The 21174-nt window shown below is 56.2% G+C and carries 19 protein-coding genes; 16 read left to right on the top strand and 3 right to left on the bottom strand.

All coding sequences use genetic code 11. The features are described 5' to 3' along the window. Window positions 1-43 precede the first annotated feature (43 nt). From KIH86_RS19225 to KIH86_RS19235, 3 genes are all read left to right on the top strand, one after another. Window positions 44-1159 carry an aminopeptidase gene (locus KIH86_RS19225; protein WP_223088289.1) on the top strand — a complete coding sequence of 372 codons (1116 nt, stop codon included), beginning with the start codon at window positions 44-46 and terminating at the stop codon, window positions 1157-1159. 108 nt (window positions 1160-1267) lie between these two features. Further along, window positions 1268-1519, top strand: a complete 252-nt coding sequence (locus KIH86_RS19230; RefSeq protein WP_223088287.1) for an HPr family phosphocarrier protein — start codon at window positions 1268-1270, stop codon at window positions 1517-1519. Between the two features lie 178 nt (window positions 1520-1697). Continuing rightward, a complete protein-coding gene (locus tag KIH86_RS19235) occupies window positions 1698-1991 on the top strand; it encodes a YlaN family protein (RefSeq protein ID WP_223088284.1) in 294 nt (97 codons plus the stop codon). A 167-nt stretch (window positions 1992-2158) separates the two neighbouring features. Here the strand turns inward: KIH86_RS19235 and cax are convergent, their stop codons facing one another. Continuing rightward, a complete protein-coding gene (cax, locus tag KIH86_RS19240; protein ID WP_223088282.1) occupies window positions 2159-3229 on the bottom strand; it encodes a calcium/proton exchanger in 1071 nt (356 codons plus the stop codon). Window positions 3230-3381: 152 nt separating this feature from the next. Here cax and KIH86_RS19245 point away from each other — a divergent pair, with 152 nt between their 5' ends. Then, window positions 3382-3747, top strand: coding sequence for an Asp23/Gls24 family envelope stress response protein (locus KIH86_RS19245; RefSeq protein ID WP_038695507.1), 366 nt, complete (start codon window positions 3382-3384; stop codon window positions 3745-3747). Between the two features lie 105 nt (window positions 3748-3852). Here the strand turns inward: KIH86_RS19245 and ftsW are convergent, their stop codons facing one another. Beyond that, window positions 3853-5082 carry a putative lipid II flippase FtsW gene (gene ftsW, locus KIH86_RS19250; RefSeq protein ID WP_223088408.1) on the bottom strand — a complete coding sequence of 410 codons (1230 nt, stop codon included), beginning with the start codon at window positions 5080-5082 and terminating at the stop codon, window positions 3853-3855. A gap of 250 nt (window positions 5083-5332) precedes the next feature. Here ftsW and KIH86_RS19255 point away from each other — a divergent pair, with 250 nt between their 5' ends. The 10 genes from KIH86_RS19255 (at window position 5333) to KIH86_RS19300 (ending at window position 15029) form a co-directional block, all read left to right on the top strand. Beyond that, window positions 5333-6514, top strand: coding sequence for an amidohydrolase (locus KIH86_RS19255; RefSeq protein WP_223088279.1), 1182 nt, complete (start codon window positions 5333-5335; stop codon window positions 6512-6514). Between the two features lie 119 nt (window positions 6515-6633). Beyond that, window positions 6634-7047, top strand: coding sequence for a CBS domain-containing protein (locus tag KIH86_RS19260; RefSeq protein ID WP_223088405.1), 414 nt, complete (start codon window positions 6634-6636; stop codon window positions 7045-7047). A 103-nt stretch (window positions 7048-7150) separates the two neighbouring features. Then, a complete protein-coding gene (locus tag KIH86_RS19265) occupies window positions 7151-8929 on the top strand; it encodes a DNA repair helicase XPB (RefSeq protein ID WP_235775491.1) in 1779 nt (592 codons plus the stop codon). Continuing rightward, entirely contained in the window at window positions 8916-11063 is a 2148-nt protein-coding gene (locus KIH86_RS19270) for a helicase-associated domain-containing protein (RefSeq protein ID WP_223088277.1), read from the top strand. Before KIH86_RS19265 ends, KIH86_RS19270 begins: the two co-directional genes overlap by 14 nt. A 49-nt stretch (window positions 11064-11112) precedes the next feature. Beyond that, window positions 11113-11550, top strand: coding sequence for a YlbF family regulator (locus tag KIH86_RS19275; RefSeq protein ID WP_223088275.1), 438 nt, complete (start codon window positions 11113-11115; stop codon window positions 11548-11550). Window positions 11551-11594: 44 nt separating this feature from the next. Beyond that, complete coding sequence (locus KIH86_RS19280; RefSeq protein WP_223088274.1) at window positions 11595-11858, top strand: YlbG family protein; 264 nt, start codon at window positions 11595-11597, stop codon at window positions 11856-11858. A 260-nt stretch (window positions 11859-12118) separates the two neighbouring features. Further along, on the top strand, window positions 12119-12556 hold the full coding sequence (locus tag KIH86_RS19285; protein WP_223088271.1) for a hypothetical protein: 438 nt from the start codon (window positions 12119-12121) through the stop codon (window positions 12554-12556). A gap of 91 nt (window positions 12557-12647) precedes the next feature. After that, window positions 12648-13544 carry a selenium metabolism-associated LysR family transcriptional regulator gene (locus tag KIH86_RS19290; RefSeq protein WP_223088268.1) on the top strand — a complete coding sequence of 299 codons (897 nt, stop codon included), beginning with the start codon at window positions 12648-12650 and terminating at the stop codon, window positions 13542-13544. A gap of 25 nt (window positions 13545-13569) precedes the next feature. After that, on the top strand, window positions 13570-14160 hold the full coding sequence (locus KIH86_RS19295; protein ID WP_223088266.1) for a GNAT family N-acetyltransferase: 591 nt from the start codon (window positions 13570-13572) through the stop codon (window positions 14158-14160). Next, window positions 14157-15029 (top strand): PHP domain-containing protein, encoded by an 873-nt coding sequence (locus KIH86_RS19300; RefSeq protein WP_268964203.1) that lies wholly within the window; start codon window positions 14157-14159, stop codon window positions 15027-15029. The genes KIH86_RS19295 and KIH86_RS19300 overlap by 4 nt, the downstream gene beginning before the upstream one ends. Before the next feature lie 235 nt (window positions 15030-15264). On the opposite strand, the gene KIH86_RS19305 is transcribed toward KIH86_RS19300, so the two are convergent. Continuing rightward, entirely contained in the window at window positions 15265-17121 is a 1857-nt protein-coding gene (locus KIH86_RS19305) for an Rqc2 family fibronectin-binding protein (protein WP_223088263.1), read from the bottom strand. Window positions 17122-17320: 199 nt separating this feature from the next. Between KIH86_RS19305 and KIH86_RS19310 the strand changes: the two genes are divergently transcribed. Then, window positions 17321-20164 carry a calcium-translocating P-type ATPase, SERCA-type gene (locus KIH86_RS19310; RefSeq protein ID WP_223088261.1) on the top strand — a complete coding sequence of 948 codons (2844 nt, stop codon included), beginning with the start codon at window positions 17321-17323 and terminating at the stop codon, window positions 20162-20164. A gap of 68 nt (window positions 20165-20232) precedes the next feature. Beyond that, window positions 20233-21069 (top strand): diaminopimelate epimerase, encoded by an 837-nt coding sequence (dapF, locus tag KIH86_RS19315; protein WP_223088258.1) that lies wholly within the window; start codon window positions 20233-20235, stop codon window positions 21067-21069. The last annotated feature ends 105 nt before the right edge of the window (window positions 21070-21174 follow it).

A 21174-nucleotide genomic window follows, 5' to 3' on the forward strand; every position in this document is an offset into this window, starting at 1 on the left:
GCGTGCAGGATAATGCTTAAGCACAAGGAAGGAAGTTGTAGGTATGAGAGATCCCCGAATTCAGAAACTGGCCCAAAATCTGGTGGGCTACTCCGTCGATGTTCAGCCCGGCGAGAATGTGCTGGTTGAGATGATCGGCAGCGAGCGGGATTTGCTGAAGGCCGTTGTGGAAGAGATCGGCAAGGCAGGAGGGAATGCGTTCGTTCAGCTCACCGATCGTACAGTGCTGCGAAGCATGCTGCTGAGCGCTACAGAAGAGAGCCTGAGAACCTGGGCCGAGATCGATTTGAACCGGATGAAGCAGATGCAGGGCTATATCGGCATCCGCTCTAGCGATAATGTTAACGATTTGTCAGACGTGCCGGAAGAGAAAATGCGGCTGTACAACTCGCTGTATTCCCACCCCGTACATAGCGAACAGCGCGTCAAGCATACGAAATGGGTCATTCTGCGTTACCCGAACCCGAGCATGGCCCAACTCGCCAATACGAGCACGGAAGCTTTTGAGGATTTCTACTTCGAAGTATGCAATCTGGATTATGCGAAAATGGACAAAGCGCAGGACCCGCTTGCGGATCTTATGAAGAAGACCGACAGAGTGCGGATCACGGGACCGGGAACGGACCTCACCTTCTCCATCAAGGGGATCGGCGCCGAGAAATGCTCCGGCCAGGCGAATATTCCGGACGGCGAGGTATACAGCGCGCCTGTGCGCGATTCTGTTAACGGCACTATCAGCTATAATGCGGCCACGCTCTATAACGGCATTACGTTTGAAAATATTAAATTCCGCTTCGAGAACGGCAAAATTGTTGAAGCAACCAGCAACGACACCGCACGCCTCAACGAAATTCTCGATTCCGATGAAGGCGCGCGCTATATCGGAGAATTCGCAATTGGCTTTAATCCCTATATTCTGCATCCGATGAAGGATATTCTGTTTGACGAGAAGATCGCGGGAAGCCTGCATTTCACGCCAGGTCAGGCCTATGATGTAACGGATAACGGCAATCGTTCCTCTATCCATTGGGACCTTGTGCTGATCCAGCGTCCTGAGTATGGCGGCGGCGAAATCTATTTTGACGACAGACTGATTCGCAAGGACGGAATCTTTGTAATTCCGGAGCTGGAAGCTCTCAATCCCGAGAATTTGAAATAGTTGGAATGCTGTCAGATAAATCCTTGCACCGGTAAGCGGATTCAATTATCATGGAAATGATCATACAACATATACTTGAACCTAAAATCAGTTGCGGAGGGATCCCCTATGTCCACCAACAGTAACAATGCAGCAATCGTGGAAATCGCTCAAACAGCCAGCAAATTCGCTTCCTCAATCGTACTTCAGGCAGACAATAAGTACATTGATGTCAAGAGCATTCTCGGTCTGTTCACTACGCTTGTGTCGAGTCAAACGTATGAACTGCATGTTCATGGCAGCGACGCTGAAGAAGCCAAGAAAGCGATGAGTGAAGTGTTCGGCAAGTACAACCTTAAATTCACCGTGATTCCAAAGTAACCCAATCTTCACACCGGACGCTCTGCCTTCAGGCAGGGCGTTTCTTCATAGGGTCTGGATCTAGCAATCCGCCAATGCTCCATGCATGAACTGTATTCTTGTATTGGCGGGAAATTTCGACTAATATAAAACTAACAGCCTTTTTGGAATGATATTTTGGACATGGGGGGGAAGATGCATGACTTCGTCTGAATTGCAGGACCGGATGAATATCTTGGCCGTTACTCTTTTGCAGGAAGATGCCGATAAAATTCAAAAGCTCATCGAAGTGCAGATGGAGAATCTGGCGACACGCTACTGCCCTCTCTATGAGGAAGTGCTGGATACACAAATGTATGGCTTCTCCAGGGAAGTCGATTTTGCCGTCCGGGCCGGGTTGTTGTCCGAGCTTGCAGGCAAGGAGATTGTAAGCAAGCTTGAGCGCGAGCTGGCTATTCTATATGAAGCACTGAACGAGAAGGCGAAGCAATAGAGCAAGCGGTATGAAGGACAGGCGCTAAGTCTATCGCCGGATCGTGTTCTGCACGACCTGACGGCTACAGAAGATCTGCTTCATACCGACAGCAAAACCCCGTGCAGACCGGCTGCGCGGGGTTTTGCTGTGTTAGTGCGCGATTTGTTTTTGAAAGAAAGACTGGATCACACAAGAAAGAACGAGACGCCCAGGATAACATAAACGGCGAGCAGCAGCAGTCCCTCGTACCAGTTGGTCGCGCCGTCCTGTGTAATCGACTTGGCGATAAAGACGGCAACGCCGATCGCAACCAGCTCAATTGTGGTGAAGACGATGTCCATGGTGCTTCCCATAAAATAGCTGGCGAAGATCAGCACGGGAGCTACAAACAGGGCGATCTGCAGACTGCTGCCGACAGCGATTTCCACAGCCGCGCCGATTTTGTTCTTCATGGCCAGCATGATGGCGGCACTGTGCTCCGCGGCATTGCCGATAATGGCGACAAGGAAGGCGCCGACGAATAGCTCGCTGAGACCGAAGCGCTCGGTCAAACTCTCCAGCGTTCCGACCAGCCATTCACTGACGAACGCGACCATAACGGTGGCAAGCACCAAATACAAGATCGACTGGCCTTTGGACCAAGATGGCGCATGCTCGTTCGGGAGCTCCTCCTCGCCGTCTGAGGTGACGTCATCCAGATATTTTTTATGCGTAATCATGGAGAAGGCCAGCCAGGCTATGTACGATACGATCAGGACGCCTGCCACAACCAGACTGAGCGTCGCAGTCTCGTTCTTCGTGATAGAGTGGGTATTCAGGAACATGGCCGGCACGAACAGGGCGATGACGCCAACAATCATCAGAGAGCCGTTCAGCCCCGCAAGCGTGATGTTGAAATTCTGCACCTTGTACTTCATGCCGCCGGCAAAAATGCTCAGGCCGAGTACGAGCAGCAGGTTGCCGATGATGGAGCCGGTCAAGCTCGCTTTAACCATGTCATAGAGTCCTTCCTTAACGAGAAAGAAGGCGATAATGAGTTCCGCTGCATTGCCGAAGGTCGCATTCAGGAAGCCGCCGAGTCGCTGACCGGCATAATGCGCTACGCTTTCGGTCGCTCTGCCGAGGAAACCGGCGACAAAGACCACCGATATTGCCGAGATCACGAATTGGAGGGTGTGGTCCCAGTTGGCGTAATGTCCGATTGCGCTAAGTACGAAGAAAATAAAAAGCAGTGAAGTTGAAATCCACTTCTTCAAATCATGCACACCCCGATCTTGTATATGTATAGTAACTTCTTTCTCAATATACCCAAATTGTTCCTTAGTGTAAACGAAAGTGCGGAACTCATTTGCTTTTTGGCCTGTTTAGGATTTACAATAATTGATAATGAGTGTAAGGGGGAAAGGGCATGGCGGAACAACTTCAACTGGAAATGGGCAATATACGTATCTCAAACGATGTAGTCTCGAAAATTGCTGGAATGGCTACCTTGGAGACTCCGGGAATCGCAGCCATGTCGGGAGGCCTGTCGGAAGGCTGGGCGAAGCGTCTCAGCGGCAAGAACGTGCAGAAAGGCGTCACAGTCGAGGTCGGTCAGCTTGAAGCGGCAATCGACCTGCGGATTATCGTTCTATACGAGACGCCGATCCACGAGGTATGCCGGATGCTGCAGCAGAACGTGCGTGAGGCGGTTGAGAGCATGACGGGCCTGCGCGTCGTTGAAGTGAACGTCAAAGTCGAAGGCGTGGCCTTTAAGAACGACGAAATTTCATAATCGGTTACCGCCGGATACGCGCGATGCCGGATAACAAAAAGGATGTCCTTCCGATTGGGAGGGCATCCTTTTTTGGGGATTACCACGTTAGACGATCACGGCATGCTATCCTCTCAGAGAACCCGCACTTCGCGCTTCCGGGCCTGTAATCCGGACTGACTTCACATGCTCTTCCTTGACAGGCCGTGCGCTTCCGCGGGAGATATTCAGCAGGATACCCATCGACAGCATGGAGACGAGCAGGGACGAGCCGCCGTAGCTGATGAAAGGAAGGGTAACTCCTGTCAGTGGAATCGTTTTGGTTACACCGCCGATGTTGACGAACGCCTGGATGGCGATCATTCCCATAATGCCGATGCCGACGAGTGTTCCGAACGAATCCTTGCACCTTAGAGCCACAAGAATACCCCGCCATATAAAGTATAAATACACCAGAAGGAATAACAGTGTTCCGACAAATCCGAGTTCTTCGCCGATGACTGAAAAGATAAAGTCCGTATACGGGTAAGGCAGGTAGTAGAGCTTCTGTATCCCTTTGCCGATGCCGGCTCCGCCTACCCCTCCTTCTCCAAGCGCGGTCAGGGATTGAATAATGTTATACCCCGCCCCCTCAGCATCCTGAAAAGGGTTGATAAACGCCTGGATGCGTCCCTGGCGGTAGTCCTGTTCCACTTGAGCCTGCTGCGGATGAGAGGAAAGAGAATCAATCGCCATTTTGCCGCCGAATACAAGTCCGAACCCGAGAATCACCAGGCCGACGGATGCCAGAATATGCTTGAGGCTGGCTCCCCCGGCGAAAATGACCAGCCCGCTCGTCGCCACCAGAATGAGGCAGGAACCGAGGTCAGGCTGCAGCATGATCAGACCGGCGACGACGCCAACGATCACCATGACGGGAATGTAGCCGGACCGCAAATCTCGAAGACGCTCCCCCTTCTTGCTGATGAGGGCCGACAAGTACAGGATGATCGATATTTTGGCAAGCTCTGTAGGCTGAATGCCGAGGCCGCCGATGTTCATCCAGCTGCTCGCGCCGTTAACACGTTCGGCCGTAGCGACAAACAGCAGCAGGGCGAGCGTAATCAGAAACAGCGGGGCGTACCACTTCTTGAATCTGCTGTAAGGGATATTCATCACTGTGAACATAACGAAGCAGCCGAGGCCTGCCCATATGAGCTGTCTTTTTAAGAAATACAAGGCATCATTCTTGAAGAATAGACTTGAACTGGAGCTGAATACCATAATCAGTCCAAAACCGACAAGCAGCAGTGTTAGGATTAACAGTTGAAAATCGGGCGCGCCTTTGGAAGGCGGGCTTTCATTATTTGACTTCATCATATGTAGATTCACACGCCTCCAGAAGCTGTTTCAGCTCAAAAATAAATCCGCCCGTCTCATTTTGTAACGATAGCCGGTACGGAAGATTCTAATGCCTTTTCTTCCTCATGATAGTATGTTTGGAAAGGCTGTGCAAGGCTTAAGGCAGGCCGGCATACCTCTTTCTCCTCATTTCTGCTACAATACAAGGAAGAAACTGCCGCGAATAGGAGAGTTGCGGCGGCACTAGCGAAGGGAATGGATATGTATGGAACGGAAACCGATCGAATCGCTGCAGACCGATATGGTGGAATGGCGCCGCCATCTGCACCGGAATCCGGAGTTGTCCTATCAGGAGCGGGAGACGGCTGATTTTGTAGCCGGCAAGCTGGAGAGCTTCGGGATCGAAGTCAGACGAAGCACAGGGGGCTTCGGGCTCACCGGAATTTTGAAAGGGAACCGGCCGGGCGGTACGGTCGTATTACGCGCCGATATGGACGCACTGCCGATCCAGGACGAGAAAGAATGCGAATACCGCTCAGCCCGTAGCGGCGTGATGCATGCCTGCGGTCATGACGGGCATACGTCGATCCTGCTCGCAGCCGCGAAGTACTACAGCAGCCGGAGGGAAGAACTGGCGGGCGAGATCCGCTTCCTGTTCCAGCCGGCTGAAGAGGTTTGCCCGGGAGGAGCACTCGGCATGATCGATGAGGGGGTCCTGGACGGCGCAGACGCCGTATACGGACTCCATCTATGGACGCCTCTGCCATTCGGAACAGTGGCAAGCGCTCCGGGGCCGCTGATGGCTTCAGCCGATGAATTCTTCATCGACATTATCGGGCGCGGCGGGCATGCCGGAACGCCACACCGGACGATCGACAGCATCGCGGCCGGAGCGGCCCTGGTGACGCAGCTTCACAGCATCGTCAGCCGCTCGGTTGACCCGCTTCAGCCGGCGGTCCTCAATGTAGGCACGATACAGGGCGGATATGCCCAGAACGTCGTTGCCGAGAAATGCCGGATCACCGGCACGGTACGCACTTTTGATGACAGCACCCGTCAGATGCTCAGAAGCCGGATTGAGACGATGACCGCCTCGGTTACGGCGGCTTACGGGGCGGAGTACAAAATCGACTACATGATGGGCTACCCTCCGCTGGAGAACCACGAGGGCGAGACCGCCCGGTTCTTCCGGGAGGCTCCGGCTGCGCTTGGCGGCGAGGTCAAGGTCGAGATGATGGAGAAGCTGATGCCGGCGGAGGATTTCGCTTATTATGTCCGGCAAATTCCCGGCTGCTTCATGTTCGTGGGAGCGGGCAACCCGGCGAAGAATGCGATCTATCCGCATCACCATGCGAAATTCGATTTTGACGAGGACGCCTTGATATACGGACTGAAGCTTTTGGTTGCGATGACGGATTCGCGGCTGAAGGAAGAGCTAGGCGAATAATTAAGCTTCAACAGGAGAACCCTACTTATCGTACGAAAGAGCGCCGTCTGCCTCTGCGCAGGCCGTTCCTTAATGCGAAAAGGAGGGTTTTTCTCTTGAAGAAGACAGTTCAGGAAGTAATGACGACCCAGCCGGCAACCGTTACGCTGCAGGACAATATTTATGAAGCAGCCGTGAAGATGCGTGATCATGATACCGGCTTTATTCCGGTTGTGGACTTCTCCGACGGGCATACGCTTATCGGTGTTGTAACGGACCGCGACCTCGTAGTTCGCGGATATGCAGAGAAGCATTCGGGCTCGACTTCGATCGAGAATGTCATGACAACCGGCATCCGCTGCGCTACCCAGTACATGGAGGTCGATGAAGCGGCCGAGCTCATGGCCGAGCAGCAAATCCGCCGCCTGCCCGTAACCGACGGAGACAAGCTCATCGGCGTCGTATCGCTTGGCGACTTGGCCGTACGCAACATTTATGCCGATAATGCCGGAGATGCCTTGAGCGATATTTCCGAGCAGCACCGGCTGCATTAAGCCGCTATTATCCCCATCAGCTCATTCCCGCTTGCGGGATGAGCTTTTTCCATATGTGCATCTTCAGCATTCACAACACTCACAAATTTGAGAGCCGGAAGGAATGAGAGAAATGCTGCAAGGGCCCTGCCTCGTCCGCTCCGATCGGACGGTTCTGCTGGAATGCGGTCACCCGAATGCCGAGGCAGCCCGGGAATTGCTGCTTCAGATTGCGGAGCTGGTCAAAACTCCGCCCATGTATCATACCTACCGCATCACGCCGCTGACGCTGTGGAACGCGGCCTCGCTCGGAATGGATGCGGGAACAGCCGTGAATCGGCTTGAAGATCTGTGCGGCGGCTCAATGCCGGCCGGAATGTCCCGGTGGATGAAGGAGACGATGTTAAAGTTCGGCACGCTTACCCTTCAGGCTGCCGTGGGCGACGGGCGGCTTGTTCTCACGGCAGGGACAACCGCGCTTCTGGATAAGCTGGAAGCGGAGGAGATTACCTCCACTTGCGGCTTTACACGTTCCGGCTCCCTGGAGATGACGGGACCGGCAGAAGAGCGGGGACGCCTGAAGCAGGGACTGGCCGCCGCAGGCTATCCCGTCCGGGATCAGGCCGGCTGTCAGGAGGGACAGCCGCTCGATGTCCGCTGGAGGGGGGAGGATGTCTCCTTCCGCCTGCGGGACTACCAGCGTGAAGCTGCGGAAGCGCTCAGCGCTTCCGGCGAGAGCGGTGTAATCGTGCTTCCCTGCGGCTCCGGAAAGACGGTTGTCGGCATAGCGGTGATGGAGGGACTGAAGTGCGAGACTTTGATCCTGACTTCCAACACCACTTCGGTTATGCAGTGGACGGAGGAGCTGCGCAGCCGGACAACCCTGGCGTCCGAGGATATCGGTGAATATACGGGAGAGCGCCGGAGTGTAAGACCGGTGACTGTGGCCACTTATCAAATGCTGACGCACCGCTCGACCAAAGAGGGCGGCTTTCAGCATATGAAGCTGTTCAAGGAGCGGAATTGGGGATTGATTGTGTACGATGAGGTGCATCTGCTTCCGGCGCCGGTCTTCCGTGCTACTGCCGGGATTCAGGCTACGCGGAGAGTGGGGCTGACTGCGACGCTGGTCAGGGAGGATGGGCGGGAAGAGGATGTGTTCTCGCTGATCGGACCGAAACGTTATGACTGTGCCTGGCGGATGCTGGAGGAGGAAGGCTGGATTGCAAAGGTACGTTGCTTTGAGGTTGCGGTGCCCTTGCAGCGGAAGTTGAGGGAGACTTACCTGTACACGGGAATCAGGGAGAAGTTCCGGCTCGCTTCAACCAATCCCGTCAAGACGGAAGCTGTGGCCGCTATCCTGAAACGCCATTCCGGGGCGCCGGTCCTGATCATCGGCCAATACCTGGATCAGTTGGAGGTGCTGGCCGATGCCGTCTCGGCTCCGCTGCTTACTGGCCGGACACCCCAGAAAGAGCGTATGAAGCTATATCAGGAATTTAACGAGGGGAAAATCCGGGTGCTCGTTCTGTCCAAAGTCGCCAATTTCGCGGTCAATCTTCCCGACGCATCCGTGCTGATTGAGGTGTCTGGCGCCTTTGGCTCGAGACAGGAGGAAGCGCAGCGGCTGGGCCGCATTCTGCGGCCCAAATCCGGAGATAATACGGCCTTCTTCTACACGGTCGTGACGGATGACAGCAGGGAGAAGGAATTTGCGCTCCGCCGCAGACTATTCCTGCTGGAACAGGGCTATGCGTATTCGGAGATCCGGTACGAGACGGGCGGGCTAATGAATCCATTCCCGGTTGAAGACGAGGGCTTCGATGAAGATAAAGACGGAGACTTTAATGTAGATGGAGTTATGATACAAAGGGAGGCTATGGAGCGAAATGAGACCCTTTAACCTTTCGCTTTCCTTAAATGGCGAAGAAACCACGGGACACATGGCGTCAACTTGCGGACTCCCCATGGTATCCGGCCCGGCCCGCGACGTGCTGGCGCGCATCTGTGCAGTGCAGGCGGACAGACCGTTTCAGGAAGGCGGACGGGACAAACTGCGCCCTCGATGGATGCCAGCCACCGAATTCCGGCTGGCATTTGACGAACTGTGGCGGGCCGGATATGTTACGGCGTCAAGCCAGGTCGGCGGAGCGCGGAAATTCCGGCTGCCGCCAGAGATTTATGAGAGTCTGTTGCCGCACTTGTTCCCAATGGGAGCAGGCATCGGTGATTCGTCACTAAATGAACACTTTGAACCGATGTTTGATCTTCAGACAAGCGGCGGGGGAGCTGCGGCGGCAGTCTTCTGCGCTCTGCGGCTTGTGGCTGATGAGGCTCTGCCGGTTACCGGCAAGGGGTTGATACATAGAAGAGCGGCGCTCCGCCTTGCGGACGGGATCAAATGGAGCGATGAGCCGTTGCGGGAGCTTGGGATCTTCTCTCCTTACCCGGCCGATTATCCGTTAACAGCCGTGTTTATGGTGGACCTTCTGCTTCATCTTGAACTTCTGGTTCGCGGCGATGCCGCACTTGTTCCTGATCCGTCCAGGGTGGATGACTGGCTTGGACTGGATGAACGGTCCATGTCGGCCGTGCTTTACCGCGCGATATCCCGGCGGTACGGCGATTTGTCGCCTGCCAGCAGGCATTTCCGGCGCCTGATTCTGTCGCCTGGCTATCGTCCCGGAACCTGGTACAGTGTGCAGGAAATCATCGGCGGAATGAGAGAAATAGGGCTTATGAAGACGGATGATTCCGCCGCGCTTGAGATTTCCGCCTCCGCGTGGCTGCGCGCCCTTGCCGGGTATGGCTTGTGCGAACTGGACGATGTGTCGGGGGAGCTTGTCTTTCGCTGGACAAATGCCAAACCGTCGGATATCAATCCGGCGAATAGGGAATCCGTGATATCCCGGGACAGGGGGACCGGACCTCTTCAGGGGGACGCCCGTTTGTCCCCAGGTCCCAGCCTGATTGTCCAGCCGGATCTTGAGGTTCTTGTCCAGGAGGAGGCATCCTTCCGAATCCGCTGGAGTCTTGCTTGCTTCGCCGAGCTGGTGCTGGCGGAAGGAATGTGGAGCTTCCGGCTCACCCGGGAGCAGCTGGAGCAGGCGGCGAAGAGGGGGATGGAGCCCGGGAGAATTGCCGGATGGCTGGAGCGCATGTCGGGAGGCAAGCTGCCGTCATCGGTGAGTGCTGCGCTAAGGCAGTGGAGCCTTGGCATCGGGCGTACCTCACTTGGCGAGGCGCTTCTACTCGCCTGCCGGACGGAGCAGGATGCCGATGCGGTCGACGGACATCCCCGGCTGAAGGAGGGTCTTGAGCGGCTGGGCTCCCGCCATTTCGCAGTACGACCCGGCTGGGCGGCGAAGGTCCGCAAGGAGCTTGCCACGGCGGGCATGGCGCCGATTGAAGGCCTGGAAAGTGGAGCGACAGGCGATTCATCAGATGTGGAAGGAAGTCTGCACATCCTGTATGAGCCCTTTGAGCCTGCTGCTCCGGCGCCAGAGGAAGCGGAGGATTATGCTCTTGCGAAAGGTGATAGTGACCTTGCGATTTGTTTGCCGGAACCAGAACTTCTCTACGGCGAGGCTATTTTATCCGGTGAAGAACCGTTTCGATCTCCGTCCGGCGCAGGCCTGTGGTACAGCGAGGATGATCTGTTCGGACTCCAGCCAACGCCGCCGCCTGCTCTGGCTGCGCCAGCGGTATTGTGGCCCGATTATGAGCGTGTGCCCTCCTCGTGGTTCCATAAGGGACAGAAATACCATATCTCCACCGCCCGCAAGGTAATGGAACAGGCGCTTGAATGGGGGACCAAAGTCAGTCTGACCGTAAACGGCCTTCAGCGGGAATTCATCCCCGAGTCCCTGCAGCGGGGCGCATGGGAGGTAACCGGTTATTGGTTAGACGCTCCCGGCGATATGCCGAGTGAAGGGATGCTTACCGGCGAGGAATGGGAGGAGATCGCGCTGATTGTTCCGTCTTTTCCCGGAATGACCTCTTCTTCTTCGGGCGGGGCTTGTGGTATGATAGAATAGTCCACTTCAAAAAAGCGGAACATTTCGGACGAAAGTTGAGATGACATTCATGAGCGTAGCGGAATATAATACGGTCGATATGGCCGAAGTGCTGACATACGCCTATGAATTGGGCGATATGATTAACCAGTCCGCCGAAGTGGCGGATTATCTATACTGGAAGGAGCGGGTCGCCGCTCATTCCGAGATTCAAAGACTGGTCGCCAAGCTTCAGCGGAAGAAGGACTTGTTCGAGGAGACGCAGCGCTTCGGGCATTTTCACCCGAATTATCATGCGGCCAAGGATGAGGTTGCCGCAGTTGAGGCGGAGATCGACGCCTATGACGAGGTCAAGAGATTCAAACTGGCGGAGAAAGCGCTGGACGATATGCTTCATTCCATGTCGGAGACGATCGCATTCGCGGTATCCGACACCATTAAGGTTCCGGGCAATGATCCCCTGCCGAAGAGCGGCTGCGGCAGCGGCGGGAAGTGCTCCTGCGGCTGATGCGCCAATAAGGAAACTCACGAGAGAGAAAGGCGGAGAAGGACATGTTTGCAGAACGCACCGGATATATCATCTGGGTCAGCGATGTAAAGGCTGCGCGCAATTTGGAGAAATACGGGACGCTGCACTACATCTCGCGTAAAATGCACTATGCGGTGATTTACGTCAACGCAGACCGTGCCGAGGAAGTTATGAAGAATGTTCGCAGACTGTCTTACGTCCGCAAGATCGAGCGTTCCTACCGGAATGAGCTCAAAACGGAATATTCGAGCAATGGGCCGGACAAGACCCGGTATTACGGATTATAGCTCCGGCAGCTCCTGCTGGACGCGGCTTAGAAGGCATCAGGGAAGGGATTCTTTTGAGGAATCCCTTCCTTTTTTTGTGACCCTGTGTCATCTATCAAAGGTGGATTTTCATAGAGTACGGCTCATGTGTCCGGGGAAGCCGCAAAGACCGGAAAGCCATGAGCAGCAGGGTCCGAAGGCTTGTATAATATGCGCTGCTGGTGGTAAGATGGCATCAATACATGCGCGCCAAGACCCTTTTACGGTGGAGTGTGATGACTATGCGCGATAAGGAGACCCATAAATGGGATCTGCAAGAGCCCTTCTATGTGATGCTGGACGGGTACCGCATCGCCGATGTGGTGATTACGTCCCACGCAAGTGGAAGGTATGATGACCGAGGCGCGGGAACAGGACAGTCCGGCAAGGACATTGCGTTCTGGCTGTGGCAGTGCCTCAAGCAGAAGCGGGTCCGCCTGTATTCGCCGGAAGAGCCGGAAATGTATCTGGTGGACAATGACCTCGTCATGGCGGCCCGGATCGTGGCGCTGCAAGGGGAGGCCGATCTGTACGGAAATCCGCTGTACCGGCTGATTGTCGTAACATTTCTGGGCAGAATGTCGGAGAACATTGAGCTGCGTGACCTGAGCAGTTATTATGCAAGGCAGCGCAGCACAAGGCGGGTTACCCTCATGCAGACCGGCAGAAAGCGGAGATAGCTTCTGTCCGGTTTGAACGAACGAAGGAGGCATGCGGCCATAGCTGCATGTCTTTTTACCAAATCCGTCATGAATAACAGGAGTGTACACATTGAATTTTCATCAACTGCATATTTTCTATACGGTATCCGAGAAGGGCAGCTTCTCCGCCGCGGCGCAGGCGCTGCATATGACCCAGCCCGCCGTGACCATGCAGGTGCAGGCGCTGGAGGATTACTTCGGTGCCAAGCTGTTTAACCGGTCCACCAAGAAAATCGTATTATCCGACGCAGGCCGTACACTGCTGCCCTTTGCGGTGCGGAGCCTTGAGCTGATGCGGCAGACCGACCAGGCGATGGCGGCGTATACCCATATGCTGGAGGGCCGTCTGCTGCTCGGTTCCAGTCTTACGATCGGCGAATATGTGCTGCCAAGACTTCTGGCGCCTTTCGGCAAAGCCTATCCGAATATCTCGGTTATGCTGAAGATCATGAACACGACTCAGATTATGGAAGAGATTACGAAGCATCAGCTTACTTTCGGCTTGATTGAAGCCGAGGTCAGCCATCCCGACATGGAAATCGAATCCGTTATGGAGGATGAGCTGAAGCTGATCGTGCCGGACAGTCACCCGCTTGCCGACAGAAGCCAGGTTACGCTCGCAGAGGCGCTGGAATATCCCTTTGTACTCAGGGAGCAGGGCTCGGGGACGCGGCGTGTGATGGAGGAACAGGTGCTTGACCGGGGGATCGATCTTGGAGGACTTCAAGTAGTGATGGAGCTGGGCAGCACGGGCGCAGTCAAGTCGGCGGTGGAGGCGGGCCTCGGCATCACAATGCTGTCTCCGTCCACAGTGCGGCATGAGGCTGCGCTGGGTCTGCTGAAAATTATCAATATCTCCGATGCGTCTTTCAAAAGACAGTTCTATGCCATCCGGCTGAAATCCACGCTGCTGCCCATTCATGCGGTCACGTTTCTGAACTTTCTACGGCAGCATGCCGGTGAATAATCAAGAAAGCGAAGGTGATCGGGAAGTGGCAGTTCATTTGCGGGGAGAACGGGTTATTCTGCGGGATATCACGGAAGCTGATATTCCGGAGCTATATTACCATTACCATGAATCTCCGGACCGGGAGCATCTTAACTGGAACGGGCCATATCAGGAGCTGAGCTGGGTCAGTCTGAAGGATTTTGCCAAAGATTACGAGCATCTGCTGTTTACCACCCGGACGAATCAGCCCCGAAGCAGGCTAATAATCGAAATCGACGGCAAGGTTAAAGGGACAGTCGGTCGATACTGGGTTTCGGAGGTTACGAACTGGTTCGAAATCGGCATCGTGATCTATGATTCAGCCTATTGGTCCGGAGGATACGGAACGGAAGCGTTCCGGATGTGGATGCACTATTTGTTCACGGAGCTGGACACTGTCCGGCTTGGCATCGGAACCTGGTCTGGCAACGAGCGCATGATGCGTCTGGCTGCCAGATGCGGCATGAAGGAAGAGGCCCGCGTGCGCATGGCCCGGATCGTCCGGGGAGAATATTACGATGCGATCAAGATGGGCATTCTCCGGGAAGAGTGGGAATCCTTGTCCTTGACGCGAAATGGAGTTGAACAATTGTGACGGAACAAGCTGGAAGCAGCATACAGCCGCAAGCTCCGGGACGCTGTGATCTGCATAGTCATACCTTCGCCTCGGACGGCATGCAGACTCCGGCGGAGAATGTGCGGATTGCCAAAGAACGGAACTTGAGCGCAGTCGCCATCACGGACCACGATACGGTTGCCGGGCTGAGCGAAGCACTGGCTGCCGGGAAGCAATACGGCATTACGGTAGTCCCCGGCGTCGAAATCAGCACCCGTGCTGGCGAAAAAGATATTCATGTGCTCGGCTATTACATCGACTACGAGAACGGACTGCTGCTGGAACGGCTTGCTTCGCTTCGCGACACCCGTACGGCGCGCAATGAAGCGATTATCGCCAAATTGCAAAGCTTCGGCATCGGTATCACGATGGAATCGGTCGTGAAGGGGATCGGCCGGGAGATGAAGCAGGGGGAGAGCGTCGGCAGACCGCATATCGCCGACGAGCTCGTCCGGCTTGGAGCGGCACATGACATGCGGGATGCGTTCGACAAATTTTTGGCCGAAGGCGCGCCGGCCTTCGTGTCGCCTCCGCGTATTACTCCGGAAGAGGCATGCCGCTGGATCGGCGAAGCGAAGGGACGGGCGGTGCTGGCGCATCCGGGACTGTACGGTGACGATGACCTTGTCCGGCAAATTTTGTCGTCCGGCGGGTTCGCAGGCATCGAGGCCTACCATTCGGACCACAGCTCTGCCGATGTTGAACGGTATCTGAGGCTTGCCGAAGAGTTCGGCCTGCTGGTCACCGGCGGCTCGGACTTCCACGGAGCGCGGAACGGCGTGATCTTTCACGGCGATCTTGGCAGCGTGACGGTTGACGCCGGGGTACTGGACAAGCTGAAGCCTTGATGTGGGGCTTATCTGATGGCAGAATGCAGTCATTGGATTGATGCGGACAGCGGATGAAAAAAGAAATAGATCATACAAGAACCTCCGGCTCGGAACGAGAGCCGGAGGTTCTTGTGATACACGGGACAGCAGGACGGAGTGAACCCTGCTTGATGTACAATCGGGAGGATAGGAGTACGCTAATCGCTAATACCTCGTTATGCAGCTAATAGACAGCACCCTGTGACTGTCCTGCTCAGTTCTTGAGCGTACTGGACAGACCCTTGACCACCGATTCGTCAGGGGTGATAAACAGCGTCCGCTGATGGTCGTAAATGACGAAGCCGGGCTTCGAGCCGCTCGGCTTGCGGACATGCCGGATCAGTGTCGTATCGACTGGTACACCGCTGGAATGCTTGGCCTGGCTGAAATAAGCAGCCAGTTGAGCGGCTTCATTGAGAGTCGCTTCGCTGAACTTCTCGCTTCGGATCACAACGTGAGAGCCGGGAATATCCTTCGTATGAAGCCAGGTGTCATTGGGACCGGACAACCGGTTCGTCAAATACTCGTTCTGCAGATTGTTTTTGCCGACATAGATTTCCACGCCTTCGGATGAAGTGAAGACCTGAAGCGTGGGACGGGTTGGCTTCTTTTTCTTCTTGCCCTTCTTGCCGCGCTCGCGCAGGTAGCCGCCGGCGACGAGCTCTTCCCGGATCTCCTCGATATCATTAAGGGACGCGTGATCCAGCTGCTGAAGCAGGCTCTCCACGTACGAAATCTCCTCCCGGGTCTTCTCCAGCTGCTCTTCAATAACCGTCAGGCTGTTCTTGTATTTGTTGTACTTCTTGAAATAGCGCTGCGCATTGTCGGACGGAGACAGCAGCGGATCAAGCGAAATGGCGACTACGCTCTGTTCTTCGTCGTAGTAGTTGGTCAGTCTTGCTTCCTTGTCTCCTTTGGACAGCGTGTGCAGTGAAGCAAACAGCAGCTCGCCCTTGATCCGGTATTCCTCGGCATCAGCCGCTTCGTCCAGATCACTGTTCAGATTGTCCAGTTTCTTGACGTTCTTGCTCCGCTCGTTGGTGAGGAAGCGGATGAGGTCGCTCACCTTCTGCTTGACGGTGTCGCGCTCGCCCTTGTCGCCGAAATAATCCTCCATGCAGGTACTGATCGACTCGTAATGCTTCACCGTGCCTTCCAGCATCGTAAGCGGAATCGCCGAGAATATCAGCTTCCCCTTCGCATTCGTGCCGATCACCGGAGCGAAGCGGCCGGAGCGAACCGGCTCCATTATCGATTCGAAGGCGGCTGCCAGCTCCTGGGCCCGGGTTCTTCCAAAACCGGACTCAGCCGGGGATACGACTGATTCAACATCTGCAGCTTCGCTATTCCGTTCAGCATGCGCCCGATGGACGATTTCCTGGGCGATCAGCGGGCTGACGCCGCTGAAGGTCTCGACGATCCAGCCGACAGGGTCCTTGGAAGGACGCTTGGGCTCCGGCTGAGGGGATTCCGTATCGTCCGGAGAGGCCGGTTCGGCCGTATTATTTTCCGCATCAAGACAGATTTCGATGAATTCGCTCGCTGTGATCTCAAGCGGACTGCGCTTGTGCTGCTCCGGCGGCTGGGTGTAGGCGAAGCCGGGCATGACGATCCGATAGCTGCTGATAGCGGGAGTTACATGATGAATGCCGTCTATGATGGTGCCCGCCATGCTGTCCGTCAAGATAATGTTGCTGTGGCGGCCCATGAGTTCGATGATGATTTTTTTGGATGAAAGATCTCCAAGCTCGTCGCGCTGCCGGATATCGATATAAATGATGCGCTCCATCCCGACCTGCGTGACGGCTTCAATGACGCCTCCTTCGCAGTGCTTGCGCATCAGCATGCAGAACATCGGCGCTTCCGGGGGATTCGGGGTGCTCCGATCCGTAAAGTGAACGCGGGGATAGGTCGGATTGGCCGACAAAATCAGTTTGCCGCCTCCGCCCGCCCCTCTAAGTGTAAAAACAAGATCATGATCACCGGGCTGATAAATTTTGCTGATCCGTTGGCCGACGATGGCCTGAAGCTCGGATACGATCGCCCGGGTCACGATGCCGTCAAGTGCCATGATTGCGATTCTCCTGTCAGGTAAGGTTTAGTTCTATCCCCTCTATGATGCCATACTTTCGTCTTTCCGTCCAAAGCCCCGGTCTGTCCGCCCGGCGGTGATAATTCGGGACGACCCTGAATACACTTGGTCATGAACGGTTGGATAAGCACTAGTTGCCGCCGGAAGCCATAAACGACCGGGAGGGGAATGGAGAGTCATGGAACAAAAAAGTTGGCACAGGCTCAGCAGCGAGGAGCTGCTGAAGACATTTGCGGTGTCGCCGCAGCGGGGGCTTGGGCCGGAGGAGGCTGAAGCCAGACTCAAGGAGCACGGCCCCAATGAATTGTCGGAAGGGGAACGGATTTCACCGCTTACGATTCTGCTCAACCAGTTCAAGGATTTCATGGTCCTTGTGCTCATGGGAGCGACGCTGGTATCGGGACTTCTGGGTGAATACCTGGACGCTATCACGATCGTCGCCATCATCGTGCTGAACGGCATTCTTGGCTTCGTTCAGGAATTTCGGGCGGAGCGGTCGCTGCGGGCGCTCAAGCAGTTGTCGGCGCCTTCCGCCAAAGCGCTGCGCGACGGAACGGTGGAGCATATCCCGGCCAGCCGGCTTGTGCCAGGCGATATCGTCCTGCTCGAGAGCGGAGACCGGGTACCGGCCGACGTCCGCTGGCTGGAATGCAGCGCGCTGACCTGCGAGGAATCGGCGCTGACCGGGGAGTCGCTGCCGGTCTCGAAGCACGCTGACCCTATTCCCGCCGAAGAGGTGCCGGTCGGCGATCAGAAGAACATCGGCTTCATGGGCACGATGGTCACTCGCGGGACCGGGCGGGCCATTGTCGTCCGCACCGGCATGGACACGGAGATGGGCACAATCGCCGATCTGATCCAGAACACCGATTCCCAGGAGACGCCGCTTCAGCGCCGCCTGGAGCAGCTCGGCAAAATCCTGATTTATTTATCGCTGGCGCTCACCGTGGTCGTCGTACTTGCGGGCATTCTGCACGGCCAGCCGGCCGTCTCGATGTTCCTGGCGGGCGTCAGCCTGGCGGTGGCAGCCATCCCGGAAGGACTGCCTGCCATCGTTACGATCGCATTGGCGCTGGGCGTCCAGCGGATGATCAAGCGCAATGCGATCGTCCGGAAGCTTCCTTCGGTCGAGACGCTGGGCTGCGCATCGGTCATCTGCTCCGACAAGACGGGGACGCTGACCCAGAACAAGATGACGGTAACCCGGGTCTGGAACGGCGGACGCGCGCTGGAGGTCACAGGAGAGGGCTACGCACCGACAGGGGCGGTGCTGGACAAGGGCAAGCCGGCGGATATGAAGCATGATCCCAGTCTACGCCGGCTCCTGCAGATCGGCGCCTTGTGCAACAACGCCGAGATTTACGAGACAGCTGCTGCTCAGGGGCAGGCCAAGAAGAAAGGGAAAGGCAAGGGCAAGGAGGAGCGTTCGGAGACGGTGCCTTCCGGAACTCAGGTCTGGGAGCTAAAGGGCGATCCGACGGAAGGCGCGCTCGTCACCCTCGCGGCCAAAATGGGTCTGACTACTTCATCTTTGTCCGCTTCCTATACACGGGATAAGGAGTTTCCGTTCGATTCCGAGCGCAAGCTGATGTCCGTCATCGTCAGCCATGCGGGCGGACGCACCGTCTGCACAAAGGGAGCGCCGGATGTGCTGCTGAGCCGCTGCGCCTATATGCTGTGGGAAGGCCAGGTCGTCCCCTGCACGCCCACGCTGCGGCAAAAAGCGCTCGACGCCAACGAAGCGATGGCATCGGACGCGCTGCGCGTGCTCGGTCTGGCATACCGAGATATAAGAACCGGAGAGCTGCCCGATTCGGACAAGGACGCCGAGAGCCAGCTGATATTCGCCGGTTTGGCCGGGATGATCGACCCGCCGCGGCGCGAGGTCCGGGATGCTATCAGCATCACCCGCCGGGCGGGCATTAAGACGGTGATGATCACCGGCGACCATGGCACCACGGCCGAAGCAATCGCCCATCAGCTCGGCATTCTGCAGCGCGGAGGCAAGGTGCTGACAGGCAGCCAGCTGACACGTATGGACGACGATGCGCTCGACAAGGTCTCGGATGACGTCTGTGTCTATGCCCGTGTCTCGCCTGAGCACAAGCTGCGCATCGTGAAGTCGCTGCAGCGCAAGGGCCATGTCGTCGCAATGACAGGCGACGGCGTCAACGACGCCCCGGCCATCAAGGCGGCCGACATCGGAATTGCAATGGGCATCACGGGCACCGACGTGACCAAGGAGGCGTCGGCGCTCATCCTGGGCGACGACAACTTCTCCACGATCGTTGCGGCGATCGAGGAAGGGCGGAGCATTTACGAGAATATCCGCAAATTTATCCGGTACCTGCTGGCTTCGAATGTCGGGGAAATCCTGACCATGTTCTTCGCCATGCTGATCGGCCTTCCGCTGCCGCTCGTGCCGATCCAGATTCTCTGGGTCAACCTCGTGACGGACGGCCTTCCCGCAATGGCGCTCGGGGTAGATCAGCCCGAGAAGGATCTCATGGAGCACAAGCCCCGCGGTGCGAAAGAGAACATCTTCGCCCGCCGGCTCGGCTGGAAGATCATCAGCCGCGGTCTGCTCATCGGCCTGTGCACATTGGCAGCCTTCTGGCTAACCCTGCGCGGTGCGCCGAATGATCCGGCGAAGCTTGTTCAGGCGCAGTCGGTTGCCTTCGCCACGCTGGTCATGGCCCAGCTGATCCATGTGTTCGACTGCCGGAGCTCGCGCTCCGTCTTTCACCGGAATCCGTTCCAGAACCGCTACCTGGTCCTTGCCGTCCTGTCGTCCGTCCTCCTGATGTTGGCCGTCATGTATATTCCGGCCCTCCAGCCGGTCTTCAAGACCGTGCCGCTCGGCTTCCGGGACTGGGCGCTGACGATTGTCGCCGCGGGCATTCCGACCTTCGCAATGGGGGCCGGCAGCGTCTGGGGAGGCAAGCGGAGCCGCAAGCACACCCGAAGCGGGGGAAGCGGCGGCGGATCATCCATGCTGAAAAGTACAAAAATTTCGGCATAGAATCAATAGCTTTGTCCCGTTCCTTGCGTTATGCTTGTGGCATAATATTTGGAGGAGTGGACCTAGCAATGGAATTTACCAAGATGCACGGACTCGGCAACGACTTCATCGTCGTCTTCGGCGAGCAGAAGCTGCCGGACAATGCGGCCGAGCTTGCCATTAAACTCTGCAACCGGTTCTTCGGCATCGGAGCCGACGGATTTGTCTATATTCTGCCGTCCGACCGCGGCGACTACATGATGCGTATCATCAACTCGGACGGCTCCGAAGCGGAGCAGTGCGGCAACGCCATCCGCTGTGTAGCCAAATACGTCTACGATCACGGGCATGTGAACTCGGAGGAGATCGTCATTGTCACGATCGGGGCCGGAGAGCAGAAAGTGAAACTGAAGGTCAAAGACGGAGTTGTTGAGACAGTAACCGTCGACATGGGTGAGCCTGTGCTGAACGGTCCGCAAATTCCCGTTAACGTCGATTCCAATCCAGTTGTGGGCCAGCCGATCGAAAGTGACGGCCGGGAGTTCACCTACACAGCCGTATCGATGGGCAATCCGCACTGCGTTATTTATGTGGATGATGCCGTATCCTTTGACCTGTTGACATGGGGGCCGAAGCTGGAGGTTCATCCGCTGTTCCCCCGCAAGGTGAACGTGGAATTCGCCACGGTCAAGGACCGCGGCCGGATTGATATGCGGGTGTGGGAGCGGGGAGCGGGACCGACGCTTGCTTGCGGAACCGGCGCCTGCGCAACGCTCGTCTCATCCGTGCTGAACGGAGTAAGCGACCGTGCCGCATGGGTGAGCCTGAAGGGCGGCGACCTCTTCATAGAATGGAATGAGGAAGACAATCATGTGTATATGACCGGCCCGGCGGAAGCGGTCTTCACCGGAACGGTCGAAGCATAAGAGAATCTAAGAGATTGATTATCAGTTTGTTCAGTCTATTTAGTCTGTTTAGTTTGTTCAGTATGTTCACATGGAAACGGGTGCCCCTCGTAAGAGGAAGGCGCC

This window comes from Paenibacillus sinensis, assembly GCF_019904155.1.
Classification (GTDB): Bacteria; Bacillota; Bacilli; order Paenibacillales; family Paenibacillaceae; genus Paenibacillus_AQ; species Paenibacillus_AQ sinensis.

What these genes read in the sequence shown, in the direction of transcription:
- KIH86_RS19225 (WP_223088289.1), top strand. Translation starts at nt 44, where the DNA reads ATGAGAGATCCCCGAATTCAGAAACTGGCCCAAAATCTGGTGGGCTAC.
- KIH86_RS19230 (WP_223088287.1), top strand. Translation starts at nt 1,268, where the DNA reads ATGTCCACCAACAGTAACAATGCAGCAATCGTGGAAATCGCTCAAACA.
- KIH86_RS19235 (WP_223088284.1), top strand. Translation starts at nt 1,698, where the DNA reads ATGACTTCGTCTGAATTGCAGGACCGGATGAATATCTTGGCCGTTACT.
- KIH86_RS19245 (WP_038695507.1), top strand. Translation starts at nt 3,382, where the DNA reads ATGGCGGAACAACTTCAACTGGAAATGGGCAATATACGTATCTCAAAC.
- ftsW (WP_223088408.1), bottom strand. Translation starts at nt 5,082, where the DNA reads ATGAAGTCAAATAATGAAAGCCCGCCTTCCAAAGGCGCGCCCGATTTT.
- KIH86_RS19255 (WP_223088279.1), top strand. Translation starts at nt 5,333, where the DNA reads ATGGAACGGAAACCGATCGAATCGCTGCAGACCGATATGGTGGAATGG.
- KIH86_RS19260 (WP_223088405.1), top strand. Translation starts at nt 6,634, where the DNA reads ATGACGACCCAGCCGGCAACCGTTACGCTGCAGGACAATATTTATGAA.
- KIH86_RS19265 (WP_235775491.1), top strand. Translation starts at nt 7,151, where the DNA reads ATGAGAGAAATGCTGCAAGGGCCCTGCCTCGTCCGCTCCGATCGGACG.
- KIH86_RS19270 (WP_223088277.1), top strand. Translation starts at nt 8,916, where the DNA reads ATGAGACCCTTTAACCTTTCGCTTTCCTTAAATGGCGAAGAAACCACG.
- KIH86_RS19275 (WP_223088275.1), top strand. Translation starts at nt 11,113, where the DNA reads ATGAGCGTAGCGGAATATAATACGGTCGATATGGCCGAAGTGCTGACA.
- KIH86_RS19280 (WP_223088274.1), top strand. Translation starts at nt 11,595, where the DNA reads ATGTTTGCAGAACGCACCGGATATATCATCTGGGTCAGCGATGTAAAG.
- KIH86_RS19285 (WP_223088271.1), top strand. Translation starts at nt 12,119, where the DNA reads ATGCGCGATAAGGAGACCCATAAATGGGATCTGCAAGAGCCCTTCTAT.
- KIH86_RS19305 (WP_223088263.1), bottom strand. Translation starts at nt 17,121, where the DNA reads ATGGCACTTGACGGCATCGTGACCCGGGCGATCGTATCCGAGCTTCAG.
- KIH86_RS19310 (WP_223088261.1), top strand. Translation starts at nt 17,321, where the DNA reads ATGGAACAAAAAAGTTGGCACAGGCTCAGCAGCGAGGAGCTGCTGAAG.
- dapF (WP_223088258.1), top strand. Translation starts at nt 20,233, where the DNA reads ATGGAATTTACCAAGATGCACGGACTCGGCAACGACTTCATCGTCGTC.